14 protein-coding genes are annotated in these 22,206 nt (G+C 63.1%); 11 read left to right on the plus strand and 3 right to left on the minus strand.

The window, feature by feature from the left end; translation table 11 throughout:
* Positions 1-23: 23 nt before the first annotated feature.
* From KI237_RS01430 to KI237_RS01445, 4 genes are read left to right on the plus strand one after another with little or no spacing between them, the layout of a single operon-like run.
* Positions 24-7,265 carry an Ig-like domain-containing protein gene (locus KI237_RS01430; RefSeq protein ID WP_212798489.1) on the plus strand — a complete coding sequence of 2,414 codons (7,242 nt, stop codon included), beginning with the start codon at positions 24-26 and terminating at the stop codon, positions 7,263-7,265.
* A 39-nt stretch (positions 7,266-7,304) separates the two neighbouring features.
* Entirely contained in the window at positions 7,305-8,819 is a 1,515-nt protein-coding gene (locus KI237_RS01435) for a TolC family protein (RefSeq protein ID WP_212798490.1), read from the plus strand.
* 12 nt (positions 8,820-8,831) lie between these two features.
* Positions 8,832-9,617, plus strand: a complete 786-nt coding sequence (locus KI237_RS01440) for an aspartyl/asparaginyl beta-hydroxylase domain-containing protein (RefSeq protein WP_212798491.1) — start codon at positions 8,832-8,834, stop codon at positions 9,615-9,617.
* Positions 9,605-10,558 carry a sulfotransferase family protein gene (locus KI237_RS01445; RefSeq protein ID WP_212798492.1) on the plus strand — a complete coding sequence of 318 codons (954 nt, stop codon included), beginning with the start codon at positions 9,605-9,607 and terminating at the stop codon, positions 10,556-10,558. Before KI237_RS01440 ends, KI237_RS01445 begins: the two co-directional genes overlap by 13 nt.
* 119 nt (positions 10,559-10,677) lie before the next feature.
* On the opposite strand, the gene KI237_RS01450 is transcribed toward KI237_RS01445, so the two are convergent.
* Together KI237_RS01450 and KI237_RS01455 are read right to left on the minus strand one after the other, a co-directional pair.
* A complete protein-coding gene (locus KI237_RS01450; RefSeq protein ID WP_212798493.1) occupies positions 10,678-11,439 on the minus strand; it encodes a slipin family protein in 762 nt (253 codons plus the stop codon).
* Position 11,440: 1 nt separating this feature from the next.
* Positions 11,441-11,965 carry an NfeD family protein gene (locus tag KI237_RS01455; protein ID WP_212798494.1) on the minus strand — a complete coding sequence of 175 codons (525 nt, stop codon included), beginning with the start codon at positions 11,963-11,965 and terminating at the stop codon, positions 11,441-11,443.
* Positions 11,966-12,114: 149 nt separating this feature from the next.
* Between KI237_RS01455 and KI237_RS01460 the strand changes: the two genes are divergently transcribed.
* The 4 genes from KI237_RS01460 to KI237_RS01475 all read left to right on the plus strand — a co-directional run bounded on the left by KI237_RS01460 (position 12,115) and on the right by KI237_RS01475 (position 15,113).
* Positions 12,115-12,360 (plus strand): DUF2789 domain-containing protein, encoded by a 246-nt coding sequence (locus KI237_RS01460; protein WP_003196599.1) that lies wholly within the window; start codon positions 12,115-12,117, stop codon positions 12,358-12,360.
* 224 nt (positions 12,361-12,584) lie between these two features.
* Positions 12,585-13,166, plus strand: a complete 582-nt coding sequence (locus tag KI237_RS01465; RefSeq protein WP_057450543.1) for an alpha/beta hydrolase — start codon at positions 12,585-12,587, stop codon at positions 13,164-13,166.
* A 47-nt stretch (positions 13,167-13,213) separates the two neighbouring features.
* Positions 13,214-14,149, plus strand: coding sequence for a sigma 54-interacting transcriptional regulator (locus KI237_RS01470; protein ID WP_212798495.1), 936 nt, complete (start codon positions 13,214-13,216; stop codon positions 14,147-14,149).
* A 181-nt stretch (positions 14,150-14,330) separates the two neighbouring features.
* On the plus strand, positions 14,331-15,113 hold the full coding sequence (locus KI237_RS01475) for a MetQ/NlpA family ABC transporter substrate-binding protein (protein ID WP_212798496.1): 783 nt from the start codon (positions 14,331-14,333) through the stop codon (positions 15,111-15,113).
* 513 nt (positions 15,114-15,626) lie between these two features.
* Here KI237_RS01475 and KI237_RS01480 read toward each other — a convergent pair.
* Entirely contained in the window at positions 15,627-16,787 is a 1,161-nt protein-coding gene (locus KI237_RS01480; RefSeq protein ID WP_212798497.1) for an AAA family ATPase, read from the minus strand.
* 137 nt (positions 16,788-16,924) lie between these two features.
* Here KI237_RS01480 and KI237_RS01485 point away from each other — a divergent pair, with 137 nt between their 5' ends.
* Genes KI237_RS01485 through KI237_RS01495 form a run of 3 tightly spaced genes read left to right on the plus strand, consistent with a single transcriptional unit; the run spans position 16,925 to position 22,130 of the window.
* Entirely contained in the window at positions 16,925-18,025 is a 1,101-nt protein-coding gene (locus KI237_RS01485) for an efflux RND transporter periplasmic adaptor subunit (protein WP_212798498.1), read from the plus strand.
* The gene (locus KI237_RS01490) at positions 18,022-19,086 is read left to right on the plus strand and encodes an efflux RND transporter periplasmic adaptor subunit (protein WP_212798499.1); all 1,065 of its coding nucleotides are present in this window, start codon (positions 18,022-18,024) and stop codon (positions 19,084-19,086) included. Before KI237_RS01485 ends, KI237_RS01490 begins: the two co-directional genes overlap by 4 nt.
* Positions 19,083-22,130, plus strand: a complete 3,048-nt coding sequence (locus KI237_RS01495; RefSeq protein WP_212798500.1) for an efflux RND transporter permease subunit — start codon at positions 19,083-19,085, stop codon at positions 22,128-22,130. Before KI237_RS01490 ends, KI237_RS01495 begins: the two co-directional genes overlap by 4 nt.
* Positions 22,131-22,206 lie beyond the last annotated feature (76 nt).

Below are 22,206 nucleotides of genomic sequence, written 5' to 3' on the forward strand. Positions count from 1 at the left end.
CAGTTCGAGTCCAGGTGAACGTCATGTGGTGGAGCAAAGGTAAATCGCGGGTAATCGAGGGCGCACAGGCCCTGGCATCGCCAATGATCATGTCACTGGAGCCGCGCATGCTGTTCGACGGCGCGGTGGCCGCGACCGTGGCCGAGGCCGCGCAACCGGAGGCTCATCCCACTGCTGATGCGGCCAAGACGCCGACGGCTGACCAGCCTGCCGATACACATGCGCCCCAGGGGCAGGTCGATGCCACCGAGGCTGCCGTTCCGGGCAAGTCCGTGGTGTTTGTCGATTCCCGGGTCAAGGACGCTGCCAGCCTGCTCGATGGCGTCGCGCCCGGCACCCAAGTGGTGCAGCTCGATGCCACCAAGGACGGCCTGCAACAGATTGCCGACTACCTGGACACCCACCAGGGCGTGAGCTCGGTGCAAATCATCGCCCACGGCAATGCCGGCGATTTGTGGCTGGGCAACGCCTACCTGTCGGCGGACAACGTCCAGGCCCGCAGCGAGGTGCTGGCGCAGATCGGCCAGGACATGAACGCCGGTGGCGATATCCTGATCTACGGCTGCTACACCGCCGAGGGCGACCGTGGCTTGGCGCTGGTCGATTCGTTGGCGCAGTTGACCGGCCGCGACGTGGCGGCCTCCAATGACCGCACAGGCCTGGGCGGTGACTGGGACCTGGAAATTGCCACCGGCAATATCGAAAGCGCCAACGTGCTGTCGGCCAATGCGATGAGCGAGTACCAATGGGGTCTTGCCACCTGGACGGCTACCAACAACGCCAACACTGGTGTGGGCTCGTTGCGTGCGGCCCTGGCTTCCGCGCAGAACGGCGATATCGTGACCTTCAACAGTGGCATGACCGTCGCGCTGACCCAGGTGCTGGTGGTCAACAAGAACGTGACCATCGATGGCGACCTCAATAACGACAATGTCGCCGACGTGACCCTCGACGGACAATTCCGCACGCAGATCCTCAATGTGACGTCCGGCACGACGGCTACCCTCGATGGCCTGGTGATCACCCGCGGCATGGTGGCGGGTAACGGCGGCGACGGCGGCACGGATGCGCTGGTAGCCAAGGGCGGCGGGATCTACAACGCCGGGACGTTGACCCTGAAGAACGTCACGGTCACCGCGAACGCCGCGTCGGGCGGTGGCGGCGGTGGCGGTGTGACGCCGCAATACGCCGGTGGCGGTGGCGGTGGCGGTGGTGCGATCAGCGGTTTCGGCAACGGCGGCAACGGCGGCAATACGCTCAACGCCACAGGTTCCATCGGCTCGTCTGGTCAAGGCGGGGCCGGTGGTGGCTTCTCCAACATGGGCGGGCGAGGCGGTTCTTCTACTGCCGGGGCTGGCGGTGCCGCCTATCCGGGCTACAGCACCGGTTCGGCCGGCGGCACGGCGTCCAGCGGCGGCCGGTCCATCGGCGGCGGTGGCGGTGGTGATGGCTACAACGAGATCGGCGGCGCCGGTGGCGGAGCCGTCGGCGGTATCTACAACGATACGGGTGCAACCCTGCGGATCATCGGCAACTCGGTGATTTCCAACAACATCGGTGCGGGCGGTGGCGGCGGTGGCGGCGGGGCCGGTGGCGGCTACAACCACACCGGTGGTGCCGGCGGCGTCGGTGTTGGTGCGATCTGGAACAAAGGTTCGATCCTGATTACCGCCGCCAACTTCGCGGCCCTGGCCGGCAACGTCGGGGGCAGTGGCATTGGTGGGGCGAGTGCGGGTACCGCAGGTACTTCGCCATCGTCGGTGACCAACGTCTATGGTGACGGCGGTACCATCAACACCAACTATGTGCCGGACCTGACGCCACCGACCGCGACTGTCGTGGTAGCCAATACCAACCTGAACTCCGGCGGTACGTCGCTGGTGACCATCACCTTCTCCGAGGCCGTGACCGGCCTTACGGCGTCGGACCTGACGGTGCAGAACGGCACTGTCGGCACCCTCACCAGTGGTGACGGCGGTATCACCTGGACCGGCACGTTGACGGCGGCCAGCAACATTGCCGACACCACCAACGTGATCACCCTGGACAACACTGGCGTCGCCGACCTGGCCGGCAACGCTGGCGTGGGCACCACCAGCTCGAACAATTACGTGGTCAACGACACCGTGGCGCCAACCGCGACCATCGTGGTGGCCGATACCGCGCTCAAAAGCGGTGAAACCTCGGCAGTGACCATCACTTTCTCTGAAGCGGTGACTGGTTTCACCACCGCCGACCTGACGGTGGCGAACGGCACGATCACCGGCCTGAGCAGCGCCGACGGTGGCATCACCTGGACCGCGACCCTGACGCCGGGCGCTGATATCACCGATACCACCAACCTGGTGGTCCTGGACAAGACCGGCGTCGCCGACCTGTCCGGCAACGCCGGGGTAGGCTCCACCAACTCCAACAACTACGCCATCGATACCCTGCTGCCGACCGCCACCATCGTGGTGGCCGATACGTCGCTGAGCGTCGGTGAAACGTCCCTGGTAACCATCACGTTCAATGAGGCGGTGACTGGTTTCACCGCCGCCGACCTGACGGTCGCCAACGGCTCGGTGACCGGACTGAGCAGCGCCGATGGTGGCATCACCTGGACCGCGACCCTGACCCCGACCGCCAGCGTCAGTGACACCACCAACGTGATCACGTTGAACAGCGGCGGCATTGCCGATCTCTCCGGCAACGTCAACGCGGGCACCACCGACTCCAACAACTACGCGATCGACACGCTGCGCCCGACCGCCACGATCGTGGTGGCCGACACCGCGCTGGCCGCCGGCGAAACCTCACTGGTGACCATTACCTTCAGCGAGGCCGTGAGCGGCTTCACCCTGGCCGATCTGACGGTCGCCAACGGCTCCTTGAGTGGCCTGAGCAGCAGCGATGGCGGCATCACCTGGACCGCGACGCTCACGCCGACCGCCAGCATCGCCGATGCCACCAACCTGGTCGTGCTGGCCAACACGGGTGTGGTCGACGCTGCCGGTAATGCCGGCACCGGCACCACCAGCTCCAACAACTACGCCGTCGACACCCAGCGTCCGACCGCCACCGTCGTCGTGGCCGATACGTCGTTGAGCGTCGGCGAAACGTCGCTGGTGACCATCACCTTCAACGAGGCGGTGACCGGCTTCACCACAGCCGACCTGAGCGTTGCCAACGGTACCGTCACCGGGCTGAGCAGCAGCGACGGCGGTATTACCTGGACCGGGACCCTGACCCCGACCGCCAGCATCAGTGACGCCAGCAATGTCATTACCCTGGACAATACCGGCGTCAGCGATGCCGCCGGCAACGCCGGCAGCGGCACCACCACGTCCAACAACTATGCCATCGACAACGTTCGGCCGACCGCGACGATCGTGGTCGCCGACAGCACCCTCAGCATCGGCGAGACGTCCGTGGTGACGATCACCTTCAGTGAAGCGGTGACCGGCTTCACCCTGGCCGACCTGACGACGGCGAACGGTGTCTTGAGCAACTTGAGCACCAGCGACAACATCACCTACACCGCGACCTTCTCCCCGAGCGCGGGCATCAGCGACACCAGCAACCTGATCACCCTGGATAACACCGGGGTCGTGGACGGAGCAGGCAACGCCGGCAGCGGCACCACCGACTCGAACAACTACGTCGTCGACACACTGCGCCCGACCGCCACCATCGTGGTGGCGGACACCGCGCTGAGCGTTGGCGAAACGTCGCTGGTGACCATCACCTTCTCCGAAGCGGTCAGTGGTTTCAATAACTCGGACTTGTCCGTGGCCAATGGCACGCTCAGCGCGGTCAGCAGCAGCGACGGCGGCTTGACCTGGACCGCCACCCTGACCCCGAACCTGGGGGTCAGCGACGTCAGTAACCTGATTACCCTGAACAACACCGGCGTCAGCGATGCAGCAGGCAACACCGGCACTGGCACCACCAACTCCAACAACTACGCCATCGACACCAACGTGCCGACGGCGACCATTGTGGTGGCCGATACGTCCCTGAGTATCGGGGAAACGTCCCTGGTGACCATCACCTTCAACGAAGCGGTGAGCGGTTTCGACAACAGTGACCTGCTCGTCGGCAATGGCACACTGAGCAACGTCAGCAGCAGCGACGGTGGCGTGACCTGGACCGCCACGTTCACTCCGAGCGCCAGCATCAGCGACACCACCAATGTGATCACCCTGGACAACACCGGTGTGACCAACGGTTCAGGCAATGCCGGGGTCGGTACCACCGATTCCAACAACTACGCCATCGACAACGTGCGCCCGAGCGCGACCATCGTCGTCGCCGACACGGCCATCGCCGCGGGCGAGACGTCGCTGGTGACCATCACCTTCAGCGAAGCCGTGACCGGTTTCACCACGGCCGACCTGAGCGTGGCCAACGGTACGCTCACCGGGCTGAGCAGCAGCGATGGCGGCATCACCTGGACGGCCACGTTCACGCCGACCGTCGGTATCAACGACACCAGCAACCTGATCACGCTGGATAACACGGGCGTGGCCGACCTGGCGGGTAATACGGGCAGCGGCACCACCGACTCGAACAACTACGCCATCGACACCTTGCGCCCAACGGCGACGATCGTCATGGCCGACACCAACCTCAGCGTCGGTGAAACGTCACTGGTCACCATCACCTTCAGCGAGGCGGTGAGCGGCTTCGACAATTCGGACCTGAGCGTGGCCAACGGCACCCTGAGCGCCGTCAGCAGCAGCGACGGTGGTATCACCTGGACAGCGGTCTTCACCCCGACCATCGGCACACGGGATGCGACCAACCTCATCGTCCTGAACAACAGTGGCGTGAGCGATGTGGCGGGCAATGCCGGTACGGGCACGACCAACTCCAACAACTACGCCATCGACACCCAGGTTCCGACCGCCACCATCGTGGTGGCCGATACGTCGCTGAGCATCGGTGAAACGTCGCTGGTGACCATCACCTTCAGCGAAGCCGTGACCGGTTTCACCGCTGCCGACCTGAGCGTGGCCAACGGTACGCTGAGCAACGTTTCGTCCAGCGACGGTGGCGTGACCTGGACCGCTACGTTCACCCCGAGCGCCAGCGTTTCCGACACCAGCAACCTGATCACCCTGGACAACACCGGTGTGACCAACGGTTCAGGCAATGCCGGGGTCGGCACCACCGATTCCAACAACTATGCCATCGACACCGTGCGTCCGACCGCGACCATCATCGTCGCCGACACGGCCATCGCCGCGGGCGAGACGTCGCTGGTGACCATCACCTTCAGCGAAGCCGTGACCGGTTTCACCGCTGCCGACCTGAGCGTGGCCAACGGTTCGCTCACCGGGCTGAGCAGCAGCGATGGCGGCATTACCTGGACGGCCACGTTCACGCCGACCGTCGGCGTCAACGACACCAGCAACCTGATCACGCTGGATAACACGGGTGTGGCCGACCTGGCGGGTAATACGGGCAGCGGCACCACCGATTCCAACAACTACGCCCTCGACACCCAGTTGCCAACCGCCACCATCGTGCTCAGTGATTCAACGCTGAGGCCGGGTGAAACCGCCCAGGTCACCATCACCTTCAGCGAAGCAGTGACCGGTTTCACCAACGCTGACCTGACGGTGGCCAACGGCACCCTGAGCGCTGTCAGCAGCAGCGACGGTGGCCTGACCTGGACGGCCACGTTCACCCCGACCCTGGGTGTGAGCGACGCCACCAACCTGATCAGCCTGGACAATACCGGGGTGAGCGACGTGGCAGGCAATGTCGGCGCGGGGACCACCGACTCGGCTAACTACGCGGTCGAGACCCGGGTGCCCAGCGCCACGATCGTGGTGGCCGACAACGCCCTCAACGTCGGTGAAACCTCATTGGTGACCATCACCTTCTCGGAAGCGGTCAGCGGCTTCGACAACAGCGACCTGAGCGTGAGCAACGGCACCCTGAGCAACGTTTCGTCCAGCGATGGCGGCGTGACCTGGACTGCGACCTTCACCCCGGCGAGCAACATCACCGACACCAGCAACCTCATCAGCCTGGACACCAGCGGCGTGGTCAATGCCTCGGGCAACAGCGGCGTCGGGGTGGTGAACTCCAACAACTACGCGGTCGACACGGTGCGCCCGGGCGCCACCATCACCCTGGGCGATACCAGCCTGGGCATCGGTCAGACCACCACCGTGACCATCAGCTTCACCGAAGCGGTGTCGGGCTTCGACCTGTCGGATCTGAGCGTGGCCAACGGCGTGCTGTCGAACCTCGCCAGCAATGACGGCGGCCTGACCTGGACGGCGACCCTGACGCCGACCGCGGGCGTCAATGATGCCACCAACCTGATCCTGCTCGACAGCAGCAATGTCCAGGACCTGGCCGGCAACGCGGGCGCTGGCATCGCGATCTCGGCGAACTACGCCCTGGATGCCAGCCGGCCGACAGCGACCATCGTGGTCGCCGACCCGAACCTGAGCGTGGGCGAGACGACCCAGGTGACCATCACCTTCAGCGAGGCGGTGAGCGGTTTCGACCTGTCGGATCTCAGCGTCACCAACGGTGAACTGACCAACCTGGCCAGCAGTGACGGCGGCAAGACCTGGACGGCGACGTTCACGCCGACGGGCAACCTCACCGACCCGAGCAATTTCATCGCCCTGGACACCAGCAACGTCAGCGACCTGTCGGGCAACGCCGGCTCTGGGGTGTCGGTGTCCAACAATTACCAGATCGACACCGTGGTGCCCAACGATGTGAAGCCGCCACCGGAGTTCCTGATCTCGGACCCGGTTACCGTGGTGCCACCGTCCGACGTGCCGTTGCAGCCGATCATCTTCACGCCGCCCACCGGCAACCTGGGCTCGCCGCTGGGCTTCCCGCCGCTGTTCGAGCAACGGGATGTGGGCGGTGGCCTGGATCCGATAGGCGATATTTTCATCAACCGGGGTGAACTGGCGCCGAGCTACATCGCCCAGGTCTTTAGCAGCGATGCTGCCGGCGACGGCTCGGGCCATGGGTTCCTGGGCTTTGGCGGTGGCGATGGCGGGGTGTTCGGCAGCAGCACGCTGTCGACGCTGTTCAACCAGGACGCCGCTTCCGAGGGCGAATCGATGGACGCCTTCGGCAATTCATCGATGCAGGGGGGCGATGTGTCCCAGGGCTTGCGCGGGATGTTTGGCGCACCGACCTTGGGCCAGCAACTGCAACACCTCAAGGACACTGAACAACGTCAGGTAGACAGCCTGGCGATGGCTTTGCAACAGGTCGGCATCAGCCAGGTACAGGCCTGATAAAACTAAAAAATGGGGCAGCCAGGGGCAATCCAGGGAATGAATAGAAGTCAGAAGTTATTCGCAGTGAGTGCGCTGGCGTTGGTGGTCAGCGGATGTGCCGTCACCAGTGAGCCGATCGATCGAAGCGTCAGCGAACAGCGCGCCCGGACCGACCTGCAGAATATGTACAAGGGCCAGGAGCCCCTCAGTGGCCCGCTGACCCTGCACCAGGCCATGGCCCGCGCGGTGAAGTACAACCTCGAAGGTCGCTTGAAGATCATGGAGGAGGCCCTGGCAAAACGGCAACTGGACCTCGCCAGTTTCGACATGCTGCCGCGCATGGCGCTGGATGCCGGTTATGTCGGCCGCAACAATGTCAGCGCCTCCAGTAGCCAGAGTGTCGAAACCGGCACCCAGTCCCTGGAACCGTCGACCTCCCAGGACCGCGACCGTGAGGTGGCGGACCTGACCATGGTCTGGAACGTGCTCGACTTCGGCGTGAGCTACATCAGCGCCAAGCAGGCCGGCGACCAGCGGCTGATCGTGCAGGAGCGTCGTCGCAAGGTGATCAACACCATCGTCCAGGACGTGCGTTCAGCCTACTGGCGCGCCATGGCCGCCGAGCGCCTGCTCAAGCAGATCGACAGCTTGATGGCCCGGGTCGAGTCGGCACGCGGCAACAGCCAGAGCATGAGCGAGCAACGCATCGGTGACCCGGTTCAGGCCCTGGGTTACCAGCGCTCGCTGATCCAGGCCACCCGCCAGCTCGAAGAGCAGCGCCGGGCGCTGTCGCTGGCCAAGACCGAACTGGCGACCCTGATCAACCTGCCCCTGGGCACCGAGTTGACCCTGGCGACCCAGGATGAGTACGAGATTCCGGAGCTCAAGGTCGACCTGTCCCGCCTCGAACAGGAAGCCCTGGCCAGCCGTCCGGAACTGCGCGAGCAGGACTATCAGACGCGCATTACCGCCGCCGAAACCCGCAAGGCCATGCTGCGCCTGCTGCCAGGCCTGGAGTTCTCCGCCGGCGGGCACTACGACAGCAACTCGTTCCTGGTGGAACAGGGCTGGGCCGACTATGGCGTGAAAGTCACCTGGAACCTGTTCAACGTGATTTCCGCCCCGGCGGCCATCGACGTGGCCAAGGCCGGTGAAGAAGTGGCGTCGGCGCGGCGCCAGGCGATGTCGATTGCCGTGTTGGCGCAGTTGTACGTGGCCAATGCCAACTATCGCGAAGCGCTGCGCCAGTTCAAGACCAGCCAGCAACTGTCGGACATCGACGGGCAGATTGTCGGTCAATTGCGCAGTCGTCACCAGGCTGCCGGCATTGGCGAGCTCGATCTGATCCAGGGTGAACTCAATACCCTGCAGGCCGATCTGCGCCGGGACCTGGCCTACGCCGACCTGCGCAACGCCTACGGGCAGATCTTTGCCAGTGCCGGTCTCGACCCACTGCCAAACGAAGTGCAATCGACCGAAGTCCAGTCGATTGCCACGGCGCTGGCTAACCGCGAAGCGGCCTGGGCCCAGGGCAATATCACGGTGCCGACCACGGCCACGGTGCCCCAATAACCGGGCGCTGGCATGACGCGCCCGGCGTTTTCCCGGCTGCCGGTGGCGGTGAACCTGCCGTTGCTGTTGCAGGCACTGGCCGCCATTGAAGACGAGCGCTGGCAGGGGCATTTCAACAGTGCCTATTACAGCGGCGACTGGAGCGGTGTGGCGCTGATTTCAGCAGCCGATGCCGTCACCGAGCTGTCGCCCGGGCGCGGCCAGCCCCTGCATCGCGCGCCTTGGTCAAGGGATGGCCGCTGGCATGAAGCGTTGCGCGACTGGCCCCTGGAGATCGTCTCGGCCCGGCTGCTGCGGCTCGGGCCCGGCGGGTGCATCCACGAACATCGCGACTATGACCTGGACGGGCCGGACGCCGACCTGCGCCTGCACGTGCCGCTGCTCAGCTCGCCTGGCGTGGACTTCTTCCTGGATGGGCAAATCATTGCGATGACGGCAGGCGAGTGCTGGTTCCTCGACCTGGCGCGGCCTCATCGGGTTGTGAATCGAAGTGCTCACTCGCGGGTTCACCTGGTACTCGATTGTCGCCCCGGGCCTTGGCTGGCACAGCAGATTGCCAATGGGCTGCCCACCACACCCGCCGCGGGCGTCGGGCCAAGCGACTTTGTCCGTTTTCAGCAGCGTGTGGAAACGGATCCTCATCTCGCCCGAACCTTGCAGAACTTGCCTGAGCTGGAAGCGTTCATTGACTCTGCCCTGGCGCTGGGGGCCGAACAAGGGCTTCATTTCACCCGGGAAGAATTGCGGGCGGCGATGCGCACAGGTCGCCAGCAGTGGAGAGACCAGTGGAAGACCTGAACCTGCACGGCTGGTTGCCGATCCGCGTATGGCAAGAGGCCGGGCTGTGGCGGGTCGATTGGTGCTGGTTTGGCGACGCGCGACTGTCGCAGCCGTTCTTCGGCGATGCCGTGGAAGACGCCCTGCGCTTGCCCTTCAACCAGGCATTGCGCCGCCAGACACCCTTGGACGTACTCGGTCAGTGGCAACGACAAAGCCCGGGGCTGGCGCCCAGTGCGTTCATTTTCCATGCCTCCCGTTGCGGTTCGACATTGATCAGCCAGATGCTTGCCCAATTGGACGATCACATCGTCATATCGGAACCACCGCCCCTGGATACGTTGCTGCGCAGTGATTTGCCGTCGCCCGAGCGGGGCGTGGCGCTCAAGGGCTTGATGTCGGCCTATGGGCAGCGCCGCCGAGGCGTGGAGCAACGCCTGGTGGTCAAGCTCGACGCCTGGAACATCGGTGAGCTGGCGCTGTTGCGAGAATGTTTTCCCGACACGCCCTGGCTGTTCCTGTACCGCGACCCCTTGGAAATCGCCGTCTCCCATCTGCGCCGTCCTGGTATGCACATGGTGCCGGGGATGATCGGGACGAGTGTCTTGGACGATGGGTTGCCGTTCAGTAGCCGGGAAGATTTCATCTCGCGTCGGGTAGGGCGGTTGTTGGCGACGGGTTTGGAATACTGTCGGGTATTGGGTGCAATGGCGGTCAACTACACCGAACTGCCTGGGGCAATGACGGGCAGGCTGGCGGCGTTTTTCGGCCTCGATGATGAGCAATGCAGGCGGGTGTTCGCGACGGTGGGGCAGCATGCCAAGCAGCCGGCGCAGGCGTTTGTTGGTGATAGCGAGGACAAGCACCGGGAGGCTTCGGCGCTGTTGCGTGAGCAGGTCCTGCGCTGGGCGCAGGGGCCCTATGAAGCACTCGAAACATTGCGCTGTGGCGAGGGGATTTAGCGAAGCGTCGCACTTCCCCTTGTGGGAGCAAAGCTTGCTCGCGAAACAGGCGCCTCGATTTCTGAAAGACCGCATCGCCGCCATCGCGGGCAAGCCTTGCTCCCACAGTGGGCAACGCATCAAGATTTGTTGGGCGACAACTCCGCCATTCCCTTGAGCAATTCAATCGGCAGGGGGAAGACGATGGTGGAGCTTTTATCCCCGGCAATCGAGCCCAGCGTCTGCATGTAGCGCAGCTGCATGGCACCGGGCTGACGACCGAGCATTTCGGCGGCCTGCATGAGTTTTTCCGAGGCTTGCAGTTCGCCTTCGGCGTGGATCACCTTGGCCCGGCGTTCGCGCTCGGCTTCGGCTTGGCGGGCGATGGCGCGGATCATGGATTCGTTGAGGTCCACGTGCTTGATCTCGACGTTCGCGACCTTGATGCCCCAGGCGTCGGTCTGGGCGTCGAGCACCTGCTGGATGTCGCCGTTCAATTGCTCGCGCTCGGCCAGCAGTTGGTCCAGGTCATGTTTACCGAGGACCGCGCGCAGTGTGGTCTGGGCCAGTTGGCTGGTGGCCATGAGGAAGTTCTCGACCTGGATGATGGCTTTCTGCGGATCGAGCACGCGGAAATACAGTACCGCGTTGACCTTCACCGAGACGTTGTCGCGGGTGATCACGTCCTGGGGCGGCACGTCGAGGACAATGGTACGCAGGTCGACGCGGATCATCTGTTGCACCACCGGAATCAGCAGGATCAACCCTGGCCCCTTGACCTGCCAGAACCGACCGAGCTGGAACACCACCGCTCGTTCGTATTCGCGCAGGATCCGGAACGTCGCACCCGCCAGGGCGATCAACAGCAACAACAGCAGCACAAAACCGATTTGCATGCCCATCTCATACCCCTCCGGAGTCAGCGGCGGCCACTTCCAGCAGCAACCCCTTGCGTGCGATGACCCGCACCGCTTGCCCAGGCCGCAGCGGCGTCGCACTTGCCACCTGCCAGCGTTCGCCTTCCAACTGGACCCAGCCATGATGATTATTGCCGGCTTGCAACGCGGTCACCGCCGTGACGCTGCCCAACAGCGCGGCATCGCCGCTGACAGGTTGGCGCGGTCGTGTTTTCAACGCACGGACCAACAGGATGATCAGCAGCAAGGCGCTGACCAGGCCCAGGCCGAGCATCAGCGGAGCCGGTACATCGGCGTTGGTCAGGATGACCGCGCCAATCACGCACAGGACAATGCCACCCAGCCCCGCGACGCCATAATTGGGCAGGGCCGCCTCGAAGACCAGCAAGGCCACGCCAACGGCAACCAGCCAGAACCCCAGGGGATCGGTGCCTGGCAGCACGAGCCCATCGGCGCCGAACGCAGGCCCGCTGATCGCCAGCAGCGCGACCGTCAACCAGTGAATGTTCACGGGACCCTCCGCAACGTGTATTCGTCGGGATGTTTATTCAAAGTCTAGTCGAGGTGTGGGTTGATTGAATTTTGATCAGTCTGACGGTCGTCGAGGGGCTAGACTGCGCAGAAACACCCCGCCATCTCCATTATGTTCAGGAGGCCCGTATGGAAACCCCAATTCACCCTCTTTCCTCATTATTCAAGCAGCTGGGCTTGCCCGATGACGCTCAGGGCATTGATCAATTTATCACCAGCCATTCCCCCCTCAAGCCTGGGCTGCACCTGGCCGATGCGTTTTTCTGGAGCGAGGGCCAGCGGCAAATGCTGCGCGACGAGATCCTCGAGGATGCGGACTGGGCGGAAGTGATAGACCAGTTGGATGTTTTGTTGCGCAAGGGGCGCAGCGAGTGAGGCACGCACCATTTTGAAAAAGAACCAAAACCTGTGGGAGCGAGCCTGCTCGCGATAACGGAGTGTCTGGTACGACAATGGTGAATGACAGGCTGCTATCGCGAGCAGGCTCGCTCCCACAGTTTCTTATTCTTTAATTGCATTAATAAATAGCTTCTTATTCCTTAAGCAATATGGCTCTCCTCCCTATACTCGTCCGGGAACAGACACGCAGGAGAGCACCCATGCGCAACGAATCGATTCGCTACCTGATTGTGCCGGGCTGGCAAGGATCGCCGGAAAATCATTGGCAAACCCACTGGCAAAACAGCCTGCCCAACAGCGCCAGGGTCGAGCAGGCCGACTGGGTCACGCCTCGGCGTGAAGACTGGGTCGCGGCGCTGGCCGAGGCCGTGGCCGCCGATAGCACGCCAGTGATCCTGATTGCCCATAGCCTGGGCTGCATCACGGTGGCCCATTGGGCCGCCACCGCGCCGGTGCAGTTTCTGCGACAGGTGCGCGGGGCGTTGCTGGTGGCGCCGGCGGATGTCGAGCGGCCGGCCTGTGTCCCGGCGCTGCGCAACTTCGCGCCGATTCCCACTGATCTGTTGCCGTTCCCAAGCCAAGTGGTCAGCTCCGACAACGACGCTGCCGTGAGCGCCCCGCGCGCCCTGGAACTGGCCCGTAACTGGGGCGCAGAGGCCGGGATCCTGGCGGGGGCGGGGCATATCAACGTGAAGTCTGGCCACCAACGATGGGAGCAGGGTTTCGCTTACCTCTATCGTCTGCAAAACCGCATGGAGCATCACGCCCTGCGTCGCGCCTGAATTTTTAGCGCCCCCCGTCTCCCGGCGGTCTGGGGCGGGAGCCTGCCATGAGTTTGCATGAAACCTTCGGTCAGCCCTTGCTGACCTTTCCCGATGCGGAAAAAAGCCCCCTGAGCATTCGCGCCAAGGCGCTGGTGTTTGTCGACCCTCGTTCGCGGCAGTTGCGCCAGGCGTTGGAGCAACTGGCGCCGCGTGCGGTCTCGGTGCTGATACGGGGTGAAACCGGTAGCGGCAAGGAACTGCTGGCCCGGCATATCCATCGCGAAAGTGATCGCGGTGGGTTGTTTGTGTCGGTTAACTGCGGTGCGATCAGCCCGACCTACGCCGACGCCGAGCTGTTCGGTTATGCCGCCGGCAGCTACAGCGGTTCGGCCAGCAGCCGGGCCGGTTGGTTCGGTTCGGCCAATGGCGGCACCCTCTACTTGGATGAAATCGGTGATTTGCCGCTGCCGATCCAGATCAAATTGCTGGCGGCCCTGGAAAACCATGAAGTCACCCGTGTGGGGGCGCATCAGCCCAGCCCGGTGGATGTCCGCCTGGTGGCAGCGACCAGCATCGACCTGGCGCAAGCGGTGGCGGCCGGGAAATTCCACGAACGGCTCTACCATTACCTTGGCGAAGGCCAGCTCGAACTGCCAGCCCTGCGCGAACGGGTGGGCGATATCTTGTCCCTGGCCGAATATTTCCTGGGCATCTACAGCCAGCGACTCGGCCTCAGCGTGCCGCTGATCAGCGAGGCGGCGCAGCATACCCTTGAACAGCACAGTTGGCCGGGCAACACCCGCGAGCTGGAAAACGTCATTCACTTCGCGTTGTTGGTGAGCACAGGGGATGAAATCTTGCCGGAGCACTTGAATCTGCCGTCCCAGCCTTCAGCCCTGAAGTTGATTGATCAGCAGGTGGCGCAGGTCATTGCCCAAGGTTCGCAAGCCGAGCGCCTAGCCCTCAAGGCGCTGCTCAATCGACTGGAGCAAACGCTATAGACCTTCGCCACAAAAACAGCGTTTTTCTATATGAGCAAAATGAATATGAACTTGAATAAAAGATATTGTTAAGGAATAAAAAATATCGGTATTGTCCGCATCACGCCAGCGATAGCACTTCACTGGCACTCCACATTTGGCCGTCGTCCATGACGACAGTGATTTTCGATAAGGACACTGCATGAAAAAGGTTCTGTTGTTCACCGCACTGGCGGCAGCCCTGGCCTCTGGCCTGGCCCAGGCCGCAGAGAAACTGGTCGTGGCGGCCACCCCGGTGCCCCATGCTGAAATCCTCGAGCTGATTAAGCCGGCCCTGGCCAAAGAAGGCGTGGACCTGGAAATCAAGGTCTTCACCGACTACGTCCAACCCAACGTACAGGTTGATCAGAAGCGTCTGGACGCCAACTACTTCCAGACCCTGCCGTACCTGACGAACTTCAACGAAGGCAAAGGCACCCATCTGGTAACCGTGATCGGCGTTCACGTCGAACCGTTCGGCGGCTACTCGAAGAAGTACAAAAAATTGGCTGATCTGCCAGACGGCGCAACCATCGCGCTTCCCAACGAAGGCAGCAACAGCGGCCGCGCCCTGATCCTGCTGCAGAAGGCTGGGCTGATCGAGTTGAAAGACCCGAAAAACGCTTTGGCGACCCCGAAAGATATCGCCAAGAACCCGCGCAACTTCAAGTTCAAGGAACTGGAGTCGGCCATGCTGCCGCGCGTGCTGGACCAGGTCGACCTGGACCTGATCAACACCAACTATGCCTTGGAAGCGGGGCTTAACCCGGCCAAGGATGCCTTGGTGATCGAAGGTGCGGATTCGCCTTACGTCAACTTCCTGGTGGCCCGTCCGGACAACAAGGACAGCCCGGCCATCCAGAAACTGGCCAAGGCCCTGACCAGCCCTGAAGTGAAGGCGTTCATCGAGAAGAAATACAGCGGCGCGGTACTGCCGGCGTTCTGATTCGCGCGGCAAACCCTTTCACGGTTTCAAACGCCGACGGCTGATACAGCGTCGGCGTTTTTTTCTGTGGGAGCGAGCTTGCTCGCGATGGCGATTGGTCAATAAGCACCGATGTGACTGACAGCCCGTTATCGTCGAATTGCCGCCCGGAGCAAGCTCGCTCCCACCAGAGGCCAATCTGGCCGATGGATCAAACCACCCTGGTCTTCAACGCCCTGCGCAACGCCACCAACAATTTCAGTATTTCCTGCGGTTCCAGTCGCTGCGGCACTTTTACGTCAGCCATGTTTTCTTCCTTGTAATGGTTCGGGGTTTCGAACAAAAGTCCTCCCTGCGGCGCAAAGAAAATAGTCGTCTTTGGCCCTCGCGGCAAATCCTGGGGAAAGTTTTTTGCGTGATATAAATAGGCTTTAATGGTATTTAAGTTACGCTTTTCATACCTTTAAATTCAGTGCCTGCCGAGTAGCTATCTGCTGCTTCATTGATAAGGCGATTCGTTTGATCAGGCGCCGCTCAATCGGGCCAATGCCAAGCCGGCTCATCCAGCGCCCGCTGCCCGACAATCGCGGTCTGCCCGAGCTCCTTTTCCAGCACGATGCAGTTGCACTGCTCATCCTGTTCGAGGGCGGCGATCAGGCGCGTGGCATGGGACACCACCCAGACCTGGCAATTGACTGAGGCCCGGATGATCAGCCGCGCCAAGGCCGGCAACAGGTCCGGGTGCAGGCTGGTTTCCGGTTCGTTGAGCACCATCAGCGAGGGCGGTCGTGGTGTGAGCAGGGCGGCCACCAGCAACAGATAGCGCAGGGTCCCATCCGACAGTTCGGCGGCGGACAGCGGCCGCAGCAGGCCATGTTGCTGGAACGCGATCGCGAAACGCCCACCTTGCAGTTTTTCGATGTGCAGCCGAGCGCCAGGGAACGCATCGCCGATGGTCGCGTGCAAGGCCTCGAAGTCGCCGATTTCAAGGATGGTCTGCAGGGCGGCGGCCAAGTCGCGGCCATCGTGGTGCAGCACCGGCGTGCGGGTGCCCAGTTGCGGTTGGCGCACCGGGGCATCGGCGTCGCTGCGAAAGTGATCGTAGAAGCGCCAGCGCCGAATGAATTCACGCATCTGGAACACTTCGGGCGAGGTGCGCAAGCTGCCGACCTGGTCGAACAGGCTGTCGAAGGTGGGCGTGTGCTGGGCCAATACATCCCAGGAACGGCCTTCGCGGGCACGGATCATCGGGCCGTTGCGGTCCACCAGCAGGCTGGCGGGACGAAACACCGGGCCGGCCCAGATGCATTCGCGCTTGATTTCAGGGTCCAGTGAAAACGCCGAGCGGCTGGGCTCCGGCAAGCCCAGGGCGATCGAATAGCTGAAGTCTTCACCGGCAAAACCCAGGCGCAGGCGCTTGGTGCCTTGTCGCACGATGCCTTGGACAGGTACCTCGCCGTTACGCATGCGTCGGCTTATTTCTTCTGGTCCGGCCCAGAAGGTCGAGTCCAATCCCCCTTCGCGGGCCAGGGCGTTGACCACTCCACCCTGGGCGGTTTCAGCCAGCAGGCGCAGGGCGCGGTACAGGTTGGACTTGCCACTGCCGTTGGGGCCGGTGATCAGGTTCAGCCGCCCCAGTGGGATCACCAGCTTGTTGATGGATCGGTAGTTGGCCACCGCGAGGGTCTTGAGCATGGGCAGACTCCTGCTACCTGGGTTCGTAGGAGGCGATCAGTTTGCCCGACTTGTTGTGTCCATTGTATTCGTTGAACCCTGTTCTAAGCTCACAGTCGTATCGTCACTGGCACGTTCGTGCAATGCAAGGAGTCTGCATGGGGGGTCCCCGAATCAAACTGGTTGTTGGCTTGGGCTTGTGTGCATTGTTGGCGGGATGCGGTGATGAGACGCCTGTGGAAAAAGCCTTGCCACGGGTGTTCGTGCAGCAAGCCGTGCCTAGCGAATATGCTGCCTCGGTGACGCTGACCGGTGATGTCCAGGCGCGGGTGCAGACCGATCTTTCGTTTCGCGTGGGCGGCAAGATCATCGAGCGCAAGGTGGATGTCGGCGACCGGGTTTCGGCCCAGCAAGTGCTGGCCCGGCTCGATCCGCGTGACCTGCAGACCAATGTCGACTCCGCCGAGGCCCAGGTCGCCGCCGAGCAGGCGCGGGTCAAGCAGAGTGCGGCGGCGTTTGTGCGCCAGCAGAAACTTCTGCCCAAGGGCTACACCAGCCAGAGCGAATACGACGCGGCCCAGGCGCAGCTGCGCAGCAGCCAGAGTGCCTTGACCGCAGCCCAGGCCCAGTTGGCCAACGCCCGCGAACAACTGGGCTACACCGCACTGGTGGCCGAGATGCCGGGCATCATCACGGCGCGCCAGGCCGAGGTGGGCCAGGTGGTGCAGGCCACCGAGCCGATTTTCAGTCTCGCCCAGGATGGCGAGCGCGATGCGGTATTCAACATTTATGAATCGCTGTTGCGTGAGCCACCATCGGACCCGGCGATCATCATCAGCCTGCTGGACAATCCGGCCATCCAGACCACCGGCAAAGTGCGCGAGATCACCCCGGCAGTGTCCGCCCAGACCGGCACGGTTCAGGTCAAGGTCACCCTTGATAACCTGCCTGAAGGCATGCGTTTGGGATCGGTGGTCAGCGCCACGGCCAAGTCCGCCGGCAAGACCGCCGTGGAGCTGCCTTGGTCGGCATTGACCAAGAACCTCAGTGAGCCGGCCGTGTGGCTGGTGGATGGCGAGGGCAAGGCGCAGTTGCACCCGGTCACCGTCGGCCGTTACCTGACCGGCAAGGTCATCATCAGCGACGGGCTCAAGGGCGGCGAGAAAGTCGTCACCGCGGGCGGGCAGTTGCTGCACCCCGGCGTACGCGTCGAAATAGCGGATAGCGCCGCGAAATCGCCGACAGGAGTCCAGCCATGAAAGGTCCATGGACGCTCCTGGTGGCGTTGCTCCTGGTCGCTTGTTCGAAGGAAGAAGCCCCGCCCGAGCCGGTACGCCCGGTGCTGTCGGTCGAAGTCCAGGCCCTGGATCAACAGGCCCTCGGACGGTTCGCCGGGAATATCCAGGCGCGTTACGAAACCAACGTGGGTTTCCGCGTGCCAGGACGGATCGCCAGCCGCGATGTCGATGTCGGTGCGCAAGTGAAGAAGGGCGACCTGCTTGCCACCCTCGATCCCACCGACCAGCAGAATCAGTTGCGCGCGACCCAAGGCGACCTGGCGCGGATCGAGGCGCAGTACATCAATGCCCAGGCCAATGCCCGTCGCCAGCAGCAATTGTTCGACCGTGGCGTCGGCGCCCAGGCGCAACTGGACATCGCCCAGACCGACCTGAAAACCACGGGTGCAGCCCTCGAACAAGCCAAGGCAGCGGTGGCGCAGGCCCGTGACCAACTCAACTACAGCGAACTGCACACCGATCACGACGCAGTCGTCACGGCCTGGAATGCCGAAGTCGGGCAGGTGGTCACCGCCGGCCAGCAAGTGGTGACCCTGGCTCGCCCGGACATCAAGGAGGCGGTGATCGACCTGCCCGCCGACCTCGTCGACCGGCTGCCCGCCGACGTGGTGTTCGAAGTCGCCGCGCAACTGGACCCGGCCACCCACACCACCGCCATCGTCCGCGAGATCGAACCCCAGGCCCAGAGCGCCACCCGCACGCGCCGCGCGCGGCTGACGCTGACCGAGACGCCGCCGGGCTTGCGCCTGGGCACGGCCATCAGCGTGACCCTGAGCTCGACCATCGAACCGCGCATCGAATTGCCGCTCGCTGCGCTGCAAGAGGTCGATGGCAAGGCACGGGTCTGGCTGGTCGACCCGCACAGCCAGACGGTCTCACCCCGTGACGTGCGGATTCTCGAACGCTCGGCCAACTCGGTGTTGGTGGCCAACGGCATCAAGGCCGGCGACCGCGTGGTCACCGCCGGCGTGAACACTCTCCAGCCGGGGCAGAAAGTGAAACTCGATGAGGACGCACGATGAAAGGGCCTTTCAACCTGTCCGAATGGGCCCTGCGGCATCAGTCGTTCGTCTGGTACCTGATGTTCGTGGCGTTGTTGATGGGCGTGTTCTCGTACATGAACCTGGGGCGTGAAGAAGACCCGTCGTTCACCATCAAGACCATGGTCATCCAGACCCGTTGGCCCGGTGCGACCCAGGAGGAAACTCTCAAGCAGGTCACCGACCGCATCGAGAAAAAACTCGAAGAGCTCGATTCCCTCGACTACGTCAAAAGCTACACCCGACCGGGGGAATCGACGGTATTCGTGTACCTGCGCGATACCACCGGGGCCAAGGAAATCCCCGAGATCTGGTACCAGGTGCGCAAGAAGATCAACGACATTCGCGGCGATTTTCCGGATGGCCTGCAAGGGCCTGGCTTCAACGACGAGTTCGGCGATGTCTACGGTTCGGTGTACGCCTTCACCGGCGACGGTTTGTCGATGCGCCAGTTGCGTGACTACGTGGAACAGGTGCGCGCCGAGATCCGTGACGTACCCGGCCTGGGCAAGGTCGAGATGGTGGGCGAGCAGGACGAAGTGCTGTACCTGAATTTCTCCACGCGCAAGCTCGCCGCCCTGGGGATCGACCAGCGCCAAGTCGTGCAAAGCTTGCAGACCCAGAACGCCGTGACCCCGGCCGGAGTGATCGATGCGGGGCCGGAGCGGATTTCCGTGCGCACGTCCGGGCAGTTCCAGTCGGAAAAAGACCTGGCCAACGTCAACCTGCGGCTCAACGATCGGTTCTATCGCCTGACCGACATCGCCGACATCCGTCGCGGCTACGTCGATCCCGCCACACCGATGTTCCGCTTCAACGGTACGCCGGCCATTGGCTTGGCCATCGCCATGAAGAAGGGCGGCAACATCCAGGAATTCGGCAAGGCGTTGCATGCGCGCATGAACGAGTTGACGGCCGACCTGCCAGTGGGCGTTGGCGTGCACACCGTGTCGGATCAGGCCGAGGTGGTGGAGGAGGCGGTCGGCGGCTTCACCAGTGCCTTGTTCGAGGCGGTGATCATCGTGCTAGTGGTCAGTTTCATCAGCCTGGGCATACGCGCTGGGCTGGTGGTGGCCTGCTCGATTCCGCTGGTGCTGGCGATGGTCTTCCTGTTCATGGAATACAGCGGCATCACCATGCAGCGGATTTCCCTTGGTGCGTTGATCATCGCCCTCGGCCTGCTGGTGGACGACGCGATGATCACCGTGGAGATGATGGTCACGCGCCTGGAGAAGGGCGACAGCAAGGACCAGGCCGCCACGTTCGCCTACACCTCGACGGCGTTCCCGATGCTCACCGGGACCCTGGTGACCGTGGCCGGTTTCGTGCCCATCGGCCTGAACGCCAGTTCCGCCGGTGAGTACACTTTCACCCTGTTCGCGGTCATCGCCGTGGCGATGCTGGTGTCGTGGATTGTCGCGGTACTGTTCGCCCCGGTGATTGGCGTGCACATCCTCAGTACCAACATCAAACCCCACAGCGCCGAACCGGGGCGGATCGGCCGGGCCTTCAACGGCGGCCTGCTGTGGGCGATGCGCAATCGCTGGTGGGCCATTGGCATCACGGTGCTGCTGTTCGTGCTGGCGGTGTTTTGCATGCGTTTCGTGCAGAACCAGTTCTTCCCGTCCTCGGACCGGCCAGAAATCCTGGTGGACCTCAACCTGCCGCAAAACGCCTCGATGGACGAGACCCGCAAGGTCGTCGATCGCCTGGAGGCGAGCCTCAAGGGTGATCCGGACATCGAGCGCTGGAGCACTTACATCGGCGAAGGCGCCATTCGTTTCTATCTGCCGCTGGACCAGCAACTGCAGAACCCGTACTACGCGCAATTGGTGATCGTCAGCAAAGGCCTGGAGTCGCGCACCGCCCTCACCGAGCGCCTGCAAAAGCGCCTGCGTGAAGACTTCGTCGGCATCGGCAGCTACGTGCAGGCCCTGGAAATGGGCCCGCCGGTGGGCCGGCCGATCCAGTACCGGGTCAGTGGCAAGGACATCGACCAGGTGCGCAAGCATGCGATCGAACTGGCCACCGAACTGGACAAGAACTCGCACATCGGCGAAATCATTTACGACTGGAACGAACCGGGCAAGGTGCTGCGCATCGACATCGCCCAGGACAAGGCGCGGCAACTGGGTTTGTCTTCCGATGACGTGGCCAGGCTGATGAACAGCATCGTCAGCGGTTCCCCTGTGACCCAGGTCAACGACGATATTTACCTGATCGATGTGGTCGGCCGTGCTGAAGATGCCGAGCGTGGTTCGCCGGAAACCCTGCAGAACCTGCAAATCGTCACCCCGGGCGGCACCTCGATTCCGTTGCTGGCGTTCGCCACGGTGCGCTATGAACTGGAACAGCCCTTGGTGTGGCGTCGTGACCGCAAGCCGACCATCACCATCAAGGCGGCGGTGCGCGATGAAATCCAGCCCACCGACCTGGTCAAGCAACTGCAGCCAGCCATCGACAAGTTCGCCGCCGGCCTGCCGGTGGGCTACAAGGTCGCCACGGGCGGTACGGTGGAAGAGAGCAGCAAGGCCCAAGGGCCGATCGCCAGTGTCGTGCCGCTGATGCTGTTCTTGATGGCGACCTTCCTGATGATCCAGCTGCACAGCGTGCAGAAACTGTTCCTGGTGGCGAGCGTCGCGCCCCTGGGCTTGATCGGCGTGGTGCTGGCGCTGGTGCCGACGGGCACGCCCATGGGCTTCGTGGCGATCCTCGGGATCCTCGCGTTGATCGGCATCATCATCCGTAACTCGGTGATCCTGGTGACGCAGATCGATGAATACGAACGTGACGGCTACGAACCCTGGGATGCGGTGGTGGAAGCCACCGAGCACCGGCGCCGGCCGATCCTGCTCACGGCCGCCGCGGCGAGTCTGGGGATGATCCCGATTGCCCGCGAAGTGTTCTGGGGGCCGATGGCCTACGCGATGATTGGCGGGATCATCATCGCCACCTTGCTGACGTTGCTGTTCCTGCCGGCGCTGTATGTGGCCTGGTACAAGATTCGCGAGCCCAAGCGTGACTGAATCGTCAGGGCTGCTGTGCAGCCCTGTCGCGAGCAAGCTTTGCTCCCACAGCAGATCTGCAGTGAGTTCAAAACGC

Source organism: Pseudomonas sp. St316, from assembly GCF_018325905.1.
Taxonomy (GTDB): domain Bacteria; phylum Pseudomonadota; class Gammaproteobacteria; order Pseudomonadales; family Pseudomonadaceae; genus Aquipseudomonas.

Excerpts from the sequence above, each read along its gene's own strand:
- KI237_RS01465 (WP_057450543.1), top strand. The coding sequence starts at position 12,585 with ATGCGCAACGAATCGATTCGCTACCTGATTGTGCCGGGCTGGCAAGGA.
- KI237_RS01470 (WP_212798495.1), top strand. The coding sequence starts at position 13,214 with ATGAGTTTGCATGAAACCTTCGGTCAGCCCTTGCTGACCTTTCCCGAT.
- KI237_RS01435 (WP_212798490.1), top strand. The coding sequence starts at position 7,305 with ATGAATAGAAGTCAGAAGTTATTCGCAGTGAGTGCGCTGGCGTTGGTG.
- KI237_RS01430 (WP_212798489.1), top strand. The coding sequence starts at position 24 with ATGTGGTGGAGCAAAGGTAAATCGCGGGTAATCGAGGGCGCACAGGCC.
- KI237_RS01450 (WP_212798493.1), bottom strand. The coding sequence starts at position 11,439 with ATGGGCATGCAAATCGGTTTTGTGCTGCTGTTGTTGCTGTTGATCGCC.
- KI237_RS01485 (WP_212798498.1), top strand. The coding sequence starts at position 16,925 with ATGGGGGGTCCCCGAATCAAACTGGTTGTTGGCTTGGGCTTGTGTGCA.
- KI237_RS01475 (WP_212798496.1), top strand. The coding sequence starts at position 14,331 with ATGAAAAAGGTTCTGTTGTTCACCGCACTGGCGGCAGCCCTGGCCTCT.
- KI237_RS01490 (WP_212798499.1), top strand. The coding sequence starts at position 18,022 with ATGAAAGGTCCATGGACGCTCCTGGTGGCGTTGCTCCTGGTCGCTTGT.
- KI237_RS01440 (WP_212798491.1), top strand. The coding sequence starts at position 8,832 with ATGACGCGCCCGGCGTTTTCCCGGCTGCCGGTGGCGGTGAACCTGCCG.
- KI237_RS01460 (WP_003196599.1), top strand. The coding sequence starts at position 12,115 with ATGGAAACCCCAATTCACCCTCTTTCCTCATTATTCAAGCAGCTGGGC.
- KI237_RS01480 (WP_212798497.1), bottom strand. The coding sequence starts at position 16,787 with ATGCTCAAGACCCTCGCGGTGGCCAACTACCGATCCATCAACAAGCTG.
- KI237_RS01495 (WP_212798500.1), top strand. The coding sequence starts at position 19,083 with ATGAAAGGGCCTTTCAACCTGTCCGAATGGGCCCTGCGGCATCAGTCG.